The organism is Pantoea sp. C1E2 (assembly GCF_056491465.1).
In genome coordinates this window covers 450542-465644 of record NZ_JBSZHT010000002.1, presented here as the reverse complement: position 1 = coordinate 465644, position 15103 = coordinate 450542, and the positions used below count along the sequence as shown (strand labels likewise).

12 protein-coding genes and 4 tRNA genes are annotated in these 15103 nt (G+C 55.0%); 4 read left to right on the top strand and 12 right to left on the bottom strand.

Annotated elements, in window-relative coordinates; all coding sequences use genetic code 11:
• Positions 1-247: 247 nt before the first annotated feature.
• The 7 genes from uvrD to ACXI0A_RS02360 all read right to left on the bottom strand — a co-directional run bounded on the left by uvrD (position 248) and on the right by ACXI0A_RS02360 (position 8655).
• The gene (uvrD, locus tag ACXI0A_RS02390; RefSeq protein WP_224933792.1) at positions 248-2410 is read right to left on the bottom strand and encodes a DNA helicase II; all 2163 of its coding nucleotides are present in this window, start codon (positions 2408-2410) and stop codon (positions 248-250) included.
• A gap of 168 nt (positions 2411-2578) precedes the next feature.
• On the bottom strand, positions 2579-3295 hold the full coding sequence (gene yigB / locus ACXI0A_RS02385) for a 5-amino-6-(5-phospho-D-ribitylamino)uracil phosphatase YigB (RefSeq protein WP_224933791.1): 717 nt from the start codon (positions 3293-3295) through the stop codon (positions 2579-2581).
• A complete protein-coding gene (gene xerC / locus ACXI0A_RS02380) occupies positions 3295-4203 on the bottom strand; it encodes a tyrosine recombinase XerC (protein ID WP_476150547.1) in 909 nt (302 codons plus the stop codon). The genes yigB and xerC overlap by 1 nt, the downstream gene beginning before the upstream one ends.
• The gene (locus tag ACXI0A_RS02375; RefSeq protein ID WP_224933789.1) at positions 4200-4904 is read right to left on the bottom strand and encodes a DUF484 domain-containing protein; all 705 of its coding nucleotides are present in this window, start codon (positions 4902-4904) and stop codon (positions 4200-4202) included. Before ACXI0A_RS02375 ends, xerC begins: the two co-directional genes overlap by 4 nt.
• Positions 4901-5725, bottom strand: a complete 825-nt coding sequence (dapF, locus tag ACXI0A_RS02370; protein ID WP_224933826.1) for a diaminopimelate epimerase — start codon at positions 5723-5725, stop codon at positions 4901-4903. The genes ACXI0A_RS02375 and dapF overlap by 4 nt, the downstream gene beginning before the upstream one ends.
• Before the next feature lie 29 nt (positions 5726-5754).
• Positions 5755-5958: an LPS translocon maturation chaperone LptM gene (gene lptM, locus ACXI0A_RS02365; RefSeq protein WP_224933788.1), complete on the bottom strand. Its 204-nt coding sequence runs from the start codon at positions 5956-5958 to the stop codon at positions 5755-5757.
• Positions 5959-6093: 135 nt separating this feature from the next.
• On the bottom strand, positions 6094-8655 hold the full coding sequence (locus tag ACXI0A_RS02360; protein ID WP_224933787.1) for a class I adenylate cyclase: 2562 nt from the start codon (positions 8653-8655) through the stop codon (positions 6094-6096).
• A gap of 312 nt (positions 8656-8967) precedes the next feature.
• On the opposite strand from ACXI0A_RS02360, the gene hemC reads away from it, so the two are divergent.
• From hemC to hemY, 4 genes are read left to right on the top strand one after another with little or no spacing between them, the layout of a single operon-like run.
• A complete protein-coding gene (hemC, locus tag ACXI0A_RS02355) occupies positions 8968-9909 on the top strand; it encodes a hydroxymethylbilane synthase (RefSeq protein WP_476150550.1) in 942 nt (313 codons plus the stop codon).
• Positions 9906-10646, top strand: coding sequence for a uroporphyrinogen-III synthase (gene hemD, locus ACXI0A_RS02350; protein WP_476150552.1), 741 nt, complete (start codon positions 9906-9908; stop codon positions 10644-10646). The genes hemC and hemD overlap by 4 nt, the downstream gene beginning before the upstream one ends.
• A gap of 23 nt (positions 10647-10669) precedes the next feature.
• Entirely contained in the window at positions 10670-11800 is a 1131-nt protein-coding gene (hemX, locus tag ACXI0A_RS02345) for a uroporphyrinogen-III C-methyltransferase (protein WP_224933784.1), read from the top strand.
• A gap of 2 nt (positions 11801-11802) precedes the next feature.
• Entirely contained in the window at positions 11803-12999 is a 1197-nt protein-coding gene (gene hemY / locus ACXI0A_RS02340; RefSeq protein ID WP_224933783.1) for a protoheme IX biogenesis protein HemY, read from the top strand.
• A gap of 729 nt (positions 13000-13728) precedes the next feature.
• Here the strand turns inward: hemY and ACXI0A_RS02335 are convergent.
• The 5 genes from ACXI0A_RS02335 to wecG form a co-directional block, all read right to left on the bottom strand.
• A tRNA-Pro gene (locus ACXI0A_RS02335) sits at positions 13729-13805 on the bottom strand.
• 45 nt (positions 13806-13850) lie between these two features.
• Positions 13851-13937, bottom strand: a tRNA-Leu gene (locus tag ACXI0A_RS02330).
• Between the two features lie 15 nt (positions 13938-13952).
• Positions 13953-14028 (bottom strand) — tRNA-His (locus ACXI0A_RS02325).
• Positions 14029-14122: 94 nt separating this feature from the next.
• Positions 14123-14199: transfer RNA gene (locus tag ACXI0A_RS02320), tRNA-Arg, on the bottom strand.
• 158 nt (positions 14200-14357) lie between these two features.
• Positions 14358-15092 (bottom strand): lipopolysaccharide N-acetylmannosaminouronosyltransferase, encoded by a 735-nt coding sequence (gene wecG / locus ACXI0A_RS02315; protein ID WP_476150555.1) that lies wholly within the window; start codon positions 15090-15092, stop codon positions 14358-14360.
• Positions 15093-15103: the final 11 nt, after the last annotated feature.

Sequence of the window (15103 nt, the reverse complement as noted above, 5' to 3'; positions counted from 1 at the left end):
AAAGCCTGAACGCGGAAACTTTCGCTTCAAGGGTACATCAGTGCTGACTCGTGCGACGAGAGTGTAAAGGGAGGTCGCTGATAACCGCTAAGGCTACCCGCGTATTGAGGTAGCCTTAGATGTTATTCCTGTTAAACAGGCGGTTGAGCCAGCATCGACTGGGCGCGTCCAAGGCATTGTCCTCTCATGATAATAGTGCGCGCATGTTACGCTGAGACGAAAAAGTCGTCAAGGTAACGCAACGGCGCTACACCGTTTCCAGACGCGCGTACGCCGCCACCAGCCACTTGATGCCCTGGCCCTGAAACGCCACCTGCAAGCGGCTGTGTTCACCGCTGCCTTCGAGGTTGATAATGGTGCCTTCGCCGAATTTGGCATGGCGTACACGCTGGCCCAGCGCGAAACCACTGTCGTTTTCCGTGATCGGCGTGCCCATGCGTTGATGGCTCACCGGGCGGCTGACGCTGGCGCGCAGACGCACTTCCTCTACGCACTCTTCCGGCAATTCGCCAATGAAACGCGATGGACGGTGATACACTTCTTTACCATAAAGGCGGCGAGTTTCGGCGTAGGTCAGCGTGAGCTTCTCCATCGCGCGCGTGACGCCAACGTAGGCAAGACGACGTTCTTCTTCCAGGCGGCCACCTTCATCCAGCGACATCTGGCTCGGGAACATGCCCTCTTCCATACCCACGATAAACACCTGGGTGAATTCAAGACCTTTCGCCGAGTGCATGGTCATCAGTTGCACCGCATCCTGCCATTTGTCGGCCTGGCCTTCACCCGCTTCTAGCGCCGCATGCGACAGAAACGCCTGCAGCGGCATCAGATCTTCATCTTCGTCCTGATAGCTGAACTGGCGCGTGGCCGTCACCAGCTCCTCTAAGTTTTCGATACGCGCCTGGCCTTTCTCGCCCTTTTCCTGCTCGTACATAATCCACAAGCCGGAATCTTTGATTACGCGATCGGTTTGTACGTGCAGAGGCATGTCGGAGGTTTCGGTTGCCAGTGAATCCACCAGCTCGCAAAAACGTTGCAACGCGGAAGCCGCACGTCCCGCCAGGGCTTTGTTTTGCAGCAGTTCACGCGTGGCTTGCCACAGCGTCAATTGCTGATCGCGCGCGGTCTGACGTACCACATCCAATGTGCGATCGCCGACGCCGCGCACCGGTGTGTTCACCACGCGTTCGAACGCGGCATCATCATTGCGGTTCGCCATCAGGCGCAGATACGCCAGCGCATCTTTAATTTCCTGACGTTCGAAGAAACGCATGCCACCGTAAATGCGGTACGGCATACTGGCTTGTAACAACGCTTCTTCCAGCACGCGCGATTGGGCGTTGCTGCGGTAGAGAATGGCGCAATCCTGTAACGCGTTGCCGTTCTCATGCCAGGTTTTGATGCGGTTCACCACGAAGCGTGATTCGTCTAATTCGTTAAACGCGCAGTAGAGGGAAATCTTTTCGCCGTCGCTGCCATCGGTCCACAGCTCTTTACCGAGTCGGCCATTGTTATTAGCGATCAGCGTGTTGGCGGCTTTCAGAATGTTATTGGTCGAGCGGTAGTTCTGCTCCAGACGAATAGTTTCTGCGCCAGGAAAATCCTGCAGGAAGCGCTGGATGTTCTCCACCTGCGCACCGCGCCAGCCATAGATCGACTGATCGTCATCCCCGACGATAATCACGCGACCGGTATCACCCGCCAGCATGCGAATCCAGGCATATTGGATGTTGTTCGTATCCTGGAATTCGTCCACCAGCACGTTGCTGAAACGCTCGCGGTAGTGATTCAGGATATGCGGCTTATTCAGCCACAGCTCATGGGCGCGCAGCAGCAGTTCGGCAAAATCCACCAGCCCGGCACGATCGCACGCTTCCTGATAGGCCTGATAGATGCGCAGCCAGGTTTGCTCAATCGGGTTGCCGTAGCTTTCGATGTGTTTTGGCCGCAGCCCTTCATCTTTTTTGCCGTTGATGTACCACATGCCCTGACGAGCGGGCCACTGCTTCTCATCAAGGTTCATGGCTTTGATCAGGCGCTTAAGCAGGCGTAGCTGATCGTCGCTATCGAGAATCTGGAAATCCTGCGGCAGGTTGGCGTCAAGATGGTGCGCGCGCAGTAAACGGTGCGCCAGTCCGTGGAAGGTGCCGATCCACATACCACCCTGACTAGTGCCGATCAGCTGATCGATACGATGGCGCATTTCTGCCGCTGCTTTGTTGGTAAAGGTCACCGCCATGATCGAATAAGGCGAGCAGTTTTCTACCGACAGCAGCCAGGCAATGCGATGCACCAGCACGCGCGTTTTGCCACTGCCTGCCCCGGCCAGCACCAGCAGATTGCTGCGCGGTGCGGCGACCGCCTCGCGCTGTTTGTCATTCAAGCCGTTAAGCAGATCAGAAACGTCCATAAGCACCGTTTTGCAAAATAAGGGGGGTCAGAAATGTCGCTCTCCAGCATGACCTCAACGCATCATTTGTAGCGGCGTGATTTATCGCGCAAAGAATTGCGCCGCTACGATTGGTGCGTCAGGAGATGCCAGCCATCATCCAGCCATTAGCTGGATGAACATACAGCATTATAGCAGCGAGGTCAGCGATGCCAACTGATGAATTTCGACGTGCGGCAGTAAACGCGCATCATCAATCTTCATTAGATTGCCATCACGCAGGTTGATCCAGCAGGCTTGCATGCCCGCATTTACTGAACCGGCCACATCGGTGGTGAGATCATCGCCTACGTGGAGAATATGCTCAGGTGCGATGTTCAAACGCTCAGCCGCCAGCTGATACATATCCTGCCACGGCTTAGCACGGCCGTGCGGGCCAGCGCGCAGGGCAAACTGGAAGTAGTGGTGAATTCCCAGTTTTTCCGGACAGGCATTGCCATTGGTGATTGCCACCAGCGGCACGCGCTCGCCCAGCCACGTCAGCGTTTGATGCGTCTCATCTGGCATCTCGACTTCGCTGCGCCACTGATGGAACACCCCCATCACTTCGCTGGCACCGGCGCTGGCTTCAGCAGCGGATAAGCCGATGTTGATCATTGCCAGCTCAACCGAGCGGCGGCGCCACTCAGACACGTCATGATAAATCTCCGGCTCACGCGCCAGCAATTCGTCACGCAGCGCCTGATAATCAGCCGGCGTGAATTCACGCAGTGCCGGATGGAAGGCCTGCAACGCAGCGTGGGATTCGGCGGTGGTTTTACGGATCACCGGATGATTGTCATACAGCGTATCGTCGAGATCGAAGGTGATCGCTTTGATCGGGCCCAGCGGGCGATAGAACTTCATTAAGACTTTCCTCGTTTAGCACGTGGATGTGCCGCGTCGTAAACGGTCGCCAGATGCTGGAAATCGAGATGGGTATAGATTTGCGTGGTCGACAGATTGGCGTGGCCGAGCAGTTCCTGCACCGCACGCAGATCGCCACTCGATTCGAGCAAATGGGTCGCAAAAGAGTGACGCAGTTTATGCGGATGAATATGGTTGGCCACGCCCTGCTTAATGCCCCACTCGGCAAAGCGCTTTTGCACGTTACGCGTCGATATACGCGTGCCGCGGCTGGAGACGAACATCGCATTATCCTGCGGCGCGAAGCTTTCACGCAGTAGCAGCCAGTGTTTTAACCAGGTCACCGCCGTGCCACCAATCGGCACACGTCGCTCTTTACTGCCTTTACCCACGACCCACACTTCACCGGCATCAAGATCGACATGACGACAATCCATGCCCACCAGCTCCGACAAACGCAAACCGCCGCCGTACATGGTTTCCAGCATCGCGCGGTCGCGCACCGCCAGCGGATCGTTCAGGTCGATCTCCAGCAGCTGGTTAACCTCGTCGACATCCATATTTTTTGGCAGATGGCGGGCATTGCGCGGCGTGGAAATACCTTTGGCTGGATTGGCACTCAACATGCCCTGACTCACCTGCCAGTCAAGAAAACTGCGCAGCGCCGACATGCGTAACGCCAGGCTGCTGGGCCCTAATCCGGCACGGCGGCTGCGTGCCGCCAGCTGGCGAACCTGTGCAGGCTCGAGCTGCGTCCAGGCGACGATCTTCATCTCATCGGCCATAGCGGTCATCGCCTGCAACTGGCGGGTGTAATTCTTTTGCGTCAACGGGCTGAGCTGGCGTTCGACTTTCAGATAACGCAGAAAGCCCTCAACGGCAGGCTGCAGCGGGCTGACGCCACTCATGCGCGTTCAATCCAGCGAGACAACAGATCCGGCAGCATTTGCGCCAGATGCTGCAGCAGTAAGGTGCCCATGCCCGCTTGATAGTGCTGGTTGTCGCGGCTGCTGAAGATCAGCACGCCAAGCTCGCCGCGTTCGCCCATCAGCGACATCGCCACAGAACCGATGGCTTTCGCCTGTGGCAACAGCAGCAGTAACTCCGGGCCATTCAGGCTACCAAGGTAGTGATGCTCATCACCAAAGCGTTGAATGCGCAGCGGCTCAAAGGCCTGACGTGAAAGGCCCAGTTGGGTGAAATCAGAAGGCGCACCGATGTGCCAGTGATCGTTGAACACCCGCACATTAGCACCAGCAAGACCCAGCTCACGCGCCCAGCGGTGCAGACGCGTTAGCATTTCCTGCAGGCTGTCCGCTGCGGCCAGATGGCCTTGTAACCCCAGCAGACGATCGAACAATTGATGGTTGGCCGTGGCCTGCTCCATCAACAGCGTGATCTCCTCTTCCAGTTGATGGATGTGGTTACGCTGACGCGCCATATGCCACTCCACCAGCGATACGCTGCCGCGCACCGGGTGCGGCACCATCATCTGTTCAACCTGGCGCGCATTACGAATAAAGAAATCGGGATTCTGGCGCAGAAAGGCGCTTACCGACTGATCGTCCAGCAAAACCGCGCTGTCGGTTTGCTCTTCGACATTTTTCATAGATGAATAAACCCATCGTAGACGTGTGTGGCTGGGCCGGTCATGTGCAGCGGCTGACCTGCCCCTTTCCAGGCGATATGCAATGTTCCGCCAGGCAAATCAACGCGGACTTTCTCCGCCAGAATGCCCTGCTGAATGCCGCAGGCAACGGCTGCGCAAGCGCCGCTGCCACAAGCCTGGGTTTCACCTGCGCCGCGTTCGTACACGCGCAGACGAATGTGTTCAGGATTAACCACTTCCATAAAGCCAACGTTGACGCGCTCCGGGAAGCGCTCATGGCTTTCCAGAATCGGACCGAGGGTTTCCACGGCGGCCGTTTTGACACTTTCAACCTGAATCACGCAGTGCGGATTGCCCATCGACACCGCACCAAACATCACGGTTTGCTCCGCAACGCGTTGCAGATACAGGCTTTCCGCTTTATTGGCGCGCAGCGGCACCTGCTGCGGATCGAAGTTGGGTTCACCCATGTTGACACGCACCAGCTCATCGCTGGTCACGCTCAGCACCATGCGCCCGGTTTGCGTGCTCACGCGAATGTCGCTTTTGTTTGTCAGCCCTTTCAGGCGCACAAAGCGAGCGAAACAGCGCGCGCCGTTGCCGCACTGGGCCACTTCACTGCCATCGGCGTTGAAAATTCGGTAATGAAAATCGAGATCCGGATCGTAAGGCGGTTCGACGATCAGCAGCTGATCGAAACCGATCCCCAGATGCCGATCCGCCAGACGGCGAATCAGTTCCGGCGAAAAAAAGACGTTTTGCGTCACAGCATCCACAACCATGAAATCGTTGCCGAGACCGTGCATTTTCGAGAACTGCATTTTCTGCTCCGCCGGATTACTCATAGAGATTAGTTCGCCTGTGAACCAGGTTTGCTGGTCACTAAACCGTTAACGTCAGCATCCTGCGCCGCTTTTTGCTGCTGCTCGGTGACCTGCTGATTTTGTTTGGTCGGCTGATCTTTGGGCGGGAAATACAGCGGTCCTTTCAGGCCACAGCCTACCAGGCTGACCAGTGCCAGCGCGATACCCAGCTGACTTATCATGTGTCTCATTCTGTCTGCTCTTCCTGTCCTTAAGCCTTGGCTGCTTATCATCGCAGTTGACGTTGTAAAAGCAACAGGAAATACCCGCAAATCCGGGCGCATGTCAGAGGAAAAGCCAATCCCACCGCGCGAACGCGGGCGGGATCAGTGCATTTGGTAGCGCGGCTGGAAATCGCCGTTGTCGTTATCGGGTTGCGTCGCGCAGAGCTGCGTCAGCGTCTGGCTGCGGAAAGGAATCACCTGGAATCGATCGCCCGCGTGCACAATCTGGTAGAACTGCGGCAGGTTGAAGTTGATAAAGCTGGAGCCATAGGTGAAACGGTCATGTGACGAGGAGTAAAAACGGCTCACGTCACGCACCAGCTCTTCTTTACTGCCTTCGCAATGGTGATAAACCTCAACGCGATTGGTTTCGTCGAGGATATAAATGTTGAAGCCGCGATCGTCATTGGTGTCTTCGAAGAAGAACTGAATGATACCTTCGCTAGCATAGCCATTCACCACCGGCGGCAATGGCGTCTGATTCGATTCCACTTTGATCGACAAACCGTGCAGTTTGTTGTTGGAAATCGCGCCGTAGAACTCCACCGCATTTTCCAGCTTCTGCACCGAGACGCTCATGCGCTCGAAGAACAAGCCCCACGTCTGGCCCGCCATGCGCAGCGCTTTAAAGCGGCCTGGCTCCTGACGGGTACTCGACAGTCGCAGCTCAATACACTCAGACACCAGCTGCTGCACGCGGGTACGAATCAAACCGCGCAGATGCTGACTGTAGCAGAACACTTCCACCGTATCCGGTGGCGCGGCGTCCTGATGCATTTTGCCGAGAATAGTTTTCAGCGCTTCAATCATCGCCTGCTCACCGCTGAAGTGCAGCGTACGCACTTCATTCCATGAATTGCGATACAGCAGATCGATACTGCCAATCAGGCACTGCTGCTGCTGACCGAAGCTGAACACATCCAGCTTGCGGAAATCAAAGTGCACCACCTGATTGCGGAAGGCTGAGGTCGGATCGTGTTCCAGATTGACGATAATCGCCAGATGACGAATTTCGCACGGGCTGTACAACGCTTTTGGCGTCGGCGCAGGCACACGCAGCGGGAAGTGGCTCGACACATCGTTCACCAATTCCTGCAAACGCGGCAGATCGCAGAACTCATTGCCTTTCATGTGCAGGCGAGTTTTACTGGTCAGCAAACCGTTGAACCACGCCCACGCCACTAACTTGTTCAGGTAGCGGTTATATTCCAGCGGCTGATGGCTGATGATCGAACTCATGTCCGGCGACTGGTTGTAAAGATACCAACCAGCGCGATTGGCGCGGCCTTCTGGCACATGAATGAAAGTCAGATTATCTTCAGACAAGTCGGGCGAAATCTGCGGGTTCACCAGCGTCACTTTACCCGGCAGCGCTTCAAACGCGGCATACAGTTTACGCGTCAGCACGCCGATATCCTGCGGGCTGGCACTGACGCTTAAATTGTTACGACGGGCAAAACGGATCAGGTTGCGATAGCTCTGCATCATCGCATCCAGCAGTTCGTTGTGCGCTTCACGCACACGTTCGATTTTCCACTGCGCGCGGTTATCCAGCACCGCGAGTTTCTCTTCATCCCAACCCCACTCTTTCACCAGCTGCGACAAAATCTCGCGACGCCAGCCTGAGCGGTGATGATGGTGATCTTCGCTCGAGAGCTTCTCACACACTTTTAAATAGAAACATCGACGCACTAAATCGAGGCGCGCCATGTCATCAACGCTGGTCAGATAGCGCGTCACGCGCTCCAGCATCATGCAATAGGGGTCGAGACCGAAGCAGACGATTTCGCCATCGTGCAGGCGCTGTTTGATATCCATCGCCAGCAGCTGCGTGTTCGGGTATTCCCAGCTGTACGCTTCTAACAGCAGAGTTTTGAGCACCGCTTTATACGGTGAATCGATGCTTTTATACAGCTGCCACAGGCTGGCACCGAAGTACTCTTCGGCTGACAGCGTGCCGAGGCCGCCGAGATCCAGCCACTCATTCGGCGTTAAAACACCTTGTGAATAGAGTGACATCACGTAATCGTCGTAATGGTGCTCTTCTTCGCCGGGCACCATGTTCCACAGGATGCGTTTGCCCGCCATGCGAACGGCGGTGCGGTAAAACTCATCCAGCAGCAAAATATGTTGGGTAGAACCGCAGTCTTCGCCACCGAGGCTGCCGCTCTCATTGTGACGGAAACGGTTCTCGTCGATCAGGAAGAAACTGACTTCCACACCCATCGACACACACCATTTCTGCAACAGCGTACACTTACGCTGCAGATTGAGGCGCTCTTCATTATCTAACCAGGATTGGTGACACACCCAGATGTCGAGATCGGACACGCTGTTCTGCCCGATGGAAGAGGTACTGCCCATCGAATAGATGCCGGTAATCGGACGTTCGCCTTTCACGGCAGTGCTGAGATCCAGAGACTGATCGCCTGCCAACTGTTGCAGCATATGCTGTTGGTTTTCATCAGACGTGAAGAAGCAGACGCCGTGGGGAACGCTACCTTCAAGGTAGCCCGGCATCAGCGGATGATGATAGTGCAGTAATGTTGGCAGCAGACTGTAGACTTGCTGGAAGGCAGGTCCCATGGCAGCCAGTGCGCGATCGACGCGCAGCTGGTTAATTGCATCCAGTCTCTGTTTCAGTGTCTCAATGTAGAGGTACAAGACGTTTCGCCTGATTGTCCCAGTGTTAAGCACCCTGTCTCCAAAACCTGCCGCTTAATAATAAAGATATTGGGCAAATTATTGCTGGAAACGTGATCAATCTAACACCTGGAGGATTGACCGTAAAGAAAGTTGCGCTACATGACAGTTTAGCACGTTCCCCATGTAGCCCTGCTTTTTCGGACTTAGACGTCAGAAAATGACGCAATAATGCGTAACAACTGACATCGAAGCCTTTTCAATCCGTTGAAACTGACAGCATTCCCCTATCAATGATAGGATAATCGATGAACGATCAAAATGGTTAACAGCATGTTAAACAAAATTTTCAGAATTGCTACCAGACAAAGTCCCCTTGCTTTATGGCAGGCACAATATGTCCAACAGCGCCTGATGGCTGCACATCCGGGCGTACAGGTTGAGCTGCTGCCGATGGTCACTAAAGGTGACATCATCCTCGATACACCGCTGGCTAAAGTCGGTGGAAAAGGCCTGTTTGTTAAAGAACTTGAACTGGCAATGCTGGAAAACCGTGCCGATCTTGCGGTGCACTCCATGAAGGATGTGCCGGTAGATTTCCCGGAAGGCTTGGGCCTCGTCACCATTTGCGAGCGTGAAGACCCGCGCGATGCCTTCGTCTCCAACCTTTATAACAGCATTGATGAACTGCCACAGGGCGCGATTGTGGGGACTTCCAGTCTGCGTCGTCAGTGTCAGATCAGTGCGCGTCGCCCTGATCTGATCATCCGCTCTTTGCGTGGTAACGTGGGCACCCGCCTGGGCAAACTGGATGCCGGAGAATACGACGCCATTATTCTTGCCGCGGCAGGCCTGAAGCGCTTAAATCTCGACGATCGCATTCGCCAGGCGATGCCCGCTGAAATCTCGCTGCCCGCCGTGGGTCAGGGCGCCGTCGGCATTGAATGTCGTCTTGATGATCACGAACTGATTACCTTGTTGCAGGCACTGAATCACGCCGATACCGATGTTTGTGTGCGCGCTGAACGCGCGATGAACACACGCCTTGAAGGCGGTTGTCAGGTACCGATCGGCAGCTTTGCCGTGCTGGAAGGCAATCAGCTGTGGCTGCGTGGCTTAGTCGGTTCACCGGATGGTCATCAAATGGTGGTAGGTGAACGCCGTGGTCCGCGCGAAAACGCCGTACAGATGGGGATTTCCCTGGCGGAAGAGCTGCTGGATGGCGGCGCCCGCGACATTCTGCGCGACGTTTATCAGGGGCAAACGCCTGCATGACCATTCTCGTGACCCGCCCGGAACCCGCTGCCAGTGAACTGGTTTCGCGTCTGCGAACCCTGGGAAAACTGGCGTGGACTCTGCCGCTGATAGAATTCACGCCGGGTCGCGATCTGCAACAATTGCCGCAAAAACTGGCGGCTTTACGACCGGGCGATCTGGTGTTTCTGCTGTCACAGCAGGTGGTGCTGTTTGCCCACCCGGCGCTTCAGCACAGTGCCCTCACCTGGCCCGAAACACTCGACTACTATGCTATAGGGCGCAACACCGCGCTGGCACTGCATACCGTCAGTCATCTAAAAGTAGACTATCCTCATGCGCGGGAGACCAGCGAAGAGCTAGTGCGACTCAACCGTCTGCAGCAGGTAAAAGGCAAGCGTGCGCTGATTTTGCGCGGCAGCCCAGGTCGTGAGTTACTGGCAGAAACCCTGCTGGAACGTGGCGCCGAGGTGGAATACTGCGAGTGCTACCAACGGTGTGAAAAGCTTTACGAGGGCGCGATTGAAGGCCGTCGCTGGCGCGATCGCGGGATTACGACGCTGGTCGTCACCAGTGGTGAGATGTTACAACAACTGTTTGCACTGTTTCCGCCAATCGATCGTCGGGAATGGTTATTGCACTGTCGACTGGTGGTCGTCAGTGAACGTTTGGCTACTCAGGCCGCCGAATTAGGCTGGCAGGATATTGAGATAGCCGATGGTGCTGATAACGATGCGCTGCTGCGTGCGTTACGCTGAACTTAACAATGGGATGAGCCATAATGACGGAACAAAAAGCCTCCTCCGCCATGGTTGAAGAGACCACCCCTGCGGACACTTCCCCCACACCAGCCGGTAAAAAGCCTCGCGATAAAAAAAGCGATGGCAAAGTACTGAGTGCGGTGGCGATTGTGATTGCGCTGGCGATTGGCGCGGGACTTTACCTCAATGGGAAACACCAGGCCGATTTACAGGCTCAGACAAACCAGAACCTGAGTGAACAGCTGAGCGCCCTGCAGCAGCAACTGGGTAGCGACAAACAACAGCTGACGCAACAACTGGACACCGCGAACACGGCGTTGCAGGAAGCGCGTACCCAGCAGGACAACAGCGCCAAAGAGCTGGAAACCCTGCGCGATAAAGTCGCGACGATTTCCGGCAATGACACCCGCACCTGGCTGTTGGCGCAAGCGGACTACCTCGTAAAACTGGCGGGCCGCAAGCTGTGGAGCGATCAGGATGTCACCACGGCCGCCGCGCTGCTGAAAAGCGCCGATACCAGCCTGGCCGATATGAATGACCCGAGCGTGATGAATGTGCGCCGTGCACTGACGCAGGATATCAGTTCACTCTCAACGGTGAGCCAGGTCGATTACGACGGCATCATCCTCAAACTCAATCAGCTGTCGAACGGCGTCGATAATCTGCGTCTGGCTGACAATGACAGTGATGATTCACCGATGGATGCCGATGGCGGAGAGCTTTCCAGCTCGCTGCACGAATGGCGTCAAAACCTGGTGAAGAGCTGGCATAACTTTATGGATGATTTCATCACTATCCGCCGCCGTGATAATACCGCGCAGCCGCTGCTGGCGCCGAATCAGGATGTTTATCTGCGTGAAAATATCCGTTCACGCCTGCTGATTGCCGCCCAGGCAGTTCCTCGTCATCAGGACGAAATCTATAAACAGTCTATTGATGCGGTCTCGACCTGGGTACGCGCCTGGTATGACACCAATGACGCTGCCACCAAAGCCTTCCTTGCACAGCTGGATGAACTGAGTCAGCAAAACATTTCGATGGATGTGCCGGATACGCTGGAAAGTCAGGCGCTGCTGGAAAAACTGATGCAGACACGCGTGCGCAACCTGCTGGCGCAGCCATCGGTTCCGGCTGATCAACAGGGAGGCTAAGCATGCTGAAAGTATTGGTGCTTTTCCTGCTGCTGATCGCAGGCGTGGTCTTAGGGCCGATGATTGCCGGCCATCAGGGCTACGTGCTGATTCAGACCGACAACTGGAACGTGGAAACCAGCGTCACCGGTTTGGCTATCATTCTGATCCTCAGTCTGCTGGTAATTCTGCTTATTGAGTGGATTTTGCGCCGCGTATTCCGCACCGGTGCACGCACGCGTGGCTGGTTTGTTGGTCGTAAGCGTCGTAGCGCACAGCGTCACACGCAAAGTGCACTGATGAAACTGGCGGAAGGTGATTACAAGCAGGTTGAAAAGCTGCTGTCGAAGAATGCCGATCACGCCGATCAGCCAGTGGCTAACTATCTGCTGGCAGCCGAAGCGGCACAACAGCGTGGTGACGAAGTGCGTGCCAATCAACATCTGGAACGCGCTTCTGAGCTGTCTGAGAATGACACCATTCCGGTTGAGATCACTCGCGTGCGCCTGCAGCTGGCACGCAATGAAGATCATGCAGCCCGCCATGGCATTGACCGTTTACTGGAAGTCGCGCCGCGTCATCCGGAAGTGCTACGTCTGGCTGAACAGGCCTATATTCGCACCGGCGCATGGGGCGCGTTGCTGGATATTCTGCCCTCTATGCAGAAATCTCAGGTCAACGACGAAGCCCATCGTGAGGCGCTACAACAGCAAGCCTGGCTAGGCATGATGAATCAGGCCATGGCCGATCAAGGCAGCGAAGGTCTGAAGAAGTGGTGGCAAAACCAGAGCCGTAAAACCCGTCAGGAGACAGCGCTGCAGGTGGCAATGGCAGAACATCTGATTGAGTGTGATGATCCGGATACCGCGCAAAGCATCGTGTTGGAAGGATTGAAGCGTCAGTATGATGATCGCCTGGTGCTGCTGATGCCGCGCATTAAAAGTGGCGATCCACAATCACTGGAAAAAGCGCTGCGTCAGCAAATCAAACAGCATGGCGCGACGCCGCTGCTGCATAGCACTTTAGGCCAGATGCTGATGCGCCACGGTGAGTGGCAACAGGCCGCAGAGGCTTTCCAGCAGGCTCTGGCCCAACGCCAGGATGCCTTTGATTACGCCTGGCTGGCCGATGTTTACGATCGTCTGCATCGGCCCGAAGACGCGGCCAAAATGCGCCGTGAAGGTCTGCTTCTGACCTTGAAGACCAATCCAAACGCTTAATTTAACGATTGTTATTTTTGTGCACGCCGGGCTTGTCCCGGCTTTTTTTTGCCTGAAGAGCAGAGGAATGGATATAAATTGCAGATAAAAAAACACCTGCCATAAGCAGGTGTAAGATCAGGTCGTTCAGACAACTGATGGTATCCGACTCAACGTAATGTCCTTCTTACTGCAGTAAAGCGTGCGCAATGACTGCCAGGCTGGACAACGGATACCGTAAGGGGCTCTGCATCATTCCCAGGTTTATGTAGCATCAGCAAACATAAGAGGTGGAATGAGCATCTACAGGATAATTATTGCATAAGCCGTGCCAGAATTGTAGATTTTGAGATAAGTTATTGTAAATCAGCAAGATAACCGCATGGGCTTACCTCAGACTGAACAGCGCGTCGTGATTTCGCTACACTCCCCTCAATAACTGTCTCCTCTCAACGACATCCAATGCAAGGAACTGTCAGCTGATTTAAAATCAATAAGTTACAAGTCTCATTTTGACGACAGCAGTAGGGAGAGTGATCTAATAAGCGGCAAGCGGCTGAGAGATTGAGATGCTGAGATGCTGAGATGCTGAGATGCTGAAATGCTGAGATGCTGAGATGCTGAGATGCTGAGATGCTGAGATGCTGAGATGCTGAGATGCTGAGATGCTGAGATGCTGAGAAGGATAGGATCAATCGAGGGAAAGATAAAACGAAAAAAGCCTGCTTTTTCAAGCAGGCTTTTCGAATATGGTCGGCGAGAGAGGATTCGAACCTCCGACCCACTGGTCCCAAACCAGTTGCGCTACCAAGCTGCGCTACTCGCCGATTTTTTCTGTATCTTATTTCTTCACGCTACCGCGTAATTTTGCCTGGTGCGAAGGGAGGGACTTGAACCCTCACGTCCGTAAGAACACTAACACCTGAAGCTAGCGCGTCTACCAATTCCGCCACCATCGCGTGCCCAGCAAAATTTGGGGTGGCTAATGGGACTCGAACCCACGACAACTGGAATCACAATCCAGGGCTCTACCAACTGAGCTATAGCCACCATAATTCTGGTGCGTAAGCATCTCTGCTTACTATTTTCTTTCACTGCATAACGCGGTTAAACCAACCACCGAAGCTCTTGCGCACAAACTAAATGGCGCGCCCGACAGGATTCGAACCTGAGACCTCTGCCTCCGGAGGGCAGCGCTCTATCCAGCTGAGCTACGGGCGCGTAGCGCCGTTGCGGATGGGCATACTACGGGCTTGACCTCATACTGTCCAGCGCTTTTTTATAAAAAAAACGCGTTTGATTACGCTTTGTGCATTCCGTCGATTATTAATGCAGTTTTGCTGCCTGCACTGATGATATTGCTGAAAAAATCGGCGATATCAGAGATCGCCACGCCAGTGATAGCGCAAATATTTTAGCAATTTTAATTGTCGGCGCCAGCGCGATGGCTGCCGAATCAGACGATAGAGCCATTCCAGCCCTAATTTCTGCCAGATTCGTGGTGCACGCGCGACGTGGCCGGTGAAAACATCGTAGGTACCGCCCACGCCCATATACAGCGCACGCGGCCAGTGCGCTCGACAATCACGCATCAGCAGCTCCTGACGCGGTGAACCCTGTGCCACCGTGACAATCTGTGCACCGCTGGCCGCAATGCGCGCAAACAACGCCTCACGCTCGGCTGGGGCAAAATAGCCATCCTGACTGCCGACAATGTTCACGTTCCACTGGCGACGCAGTTTGTCACAGGTTTCATCCAGCACCGCCTGACGACCGCCAATCAGAAACACCGGAATGCCGCTGCGGCCTGCACGCTCCATCAAGGCTTCCCATAGATCGGCACCGGCAATGCGGTTCACCTGCAACTGCGGATATTTTTTGCGTAATGAGCGTACGATGCTGATGCCATCCGGATATTTGAATTCCGCTTCAGCAATCAGTGCACGCAGTTGCGCATCCTCTTCCAGCGTCAGCATCTTTTCTGCATTCATCGCCACCAGCGTGCCACAGCGCGGCTGGCCATCCGGCAGCAAGAAGTGCAGGAAGCTGTCCATGTCGTTAAAGGCGTGAAGATCGACACCGCGCAGGTTATAGCGCGGCTTATCGGTTTTCATGAATCATTTTC

Excerpts from the sequence above, each read along its gene's own strand:
- uvrD (WP_224933792.1), bottom strand. The coding sequence starts at position 2,410 with ATGGACGTTTCTGATCTGCTTAACGGCTTGAATGACAAACAGCGCGAG.
- yigB (WP_224933791.1), bottom strand. The coding sequence starts at position 3,295 with ATGAAGTTCTATCGCCCGCTGGGCCCGATCAAAGCGATCACCTTCGAT.
- xerC (WP_476150547.1), bottom strand. The coding sequence starts at position 4,203 with ATGAGTGGCGTCAGCCCGCTGCAGCCTGCCGTTGAGGGCTTTCTGCGT.
- ACXI0A_RS02375 (WP_224933789.1), bottom strand. The coding sequence starts at position 4,904 with ATGAAAAATGTCGAAGAGCAAACCGACAGCGCGGTTTTGCTGGACGAT.
- dapF (WP_224933826.1), bottom strand. The coding sequence starts at position 5,725 with ATGCAGTTCTCGAAAATGCACGGTCTCGGCAACGATTTCATGGTTGTG.
- lptM (WP_224933788.1), bottom strand. The coding sequence starts at position 5,958 with ATGAGACACATGATAAGTCAGCTGGGTATCGCGCTGGCACTGGTCAGC.
- hemC (WP_476150550.1), top strand. The coding sequence starts at position 8,968 with ATGTTAAACAAAATTTTCAGAATTGCTACCAGACAAAGTCCCCTTGCT.
- hemD (WP_476150552.1), top strand. The coding sequence starts at position 9,906 with ATGACCATTCTCGTGACCCGCCCGGAACCCGCTGCCAGTGAACTGGTT.
- hemX (WP_224933784.1), top strand. The coding sequence starts at position 10,670 with ATGACGGAACAAAAAGCCTCCTCCGCCATGGTTGAAGAGACCACCCCT.
- hemY (WP_224933783.1), top strand. The coding sequence starts at position 11,803 with ATGCTGAAAGTATTGGTGCTTTTCCTGCTGCTGATCGCAGGCGTGGTC.
- wecG (WP_476150555.1), bottom strand. The coding sequence starts at position 15,092 with ATGAAAACCGATAAGCCGCGCTATAACCTGCGCGGTGTCGATCTTCAC.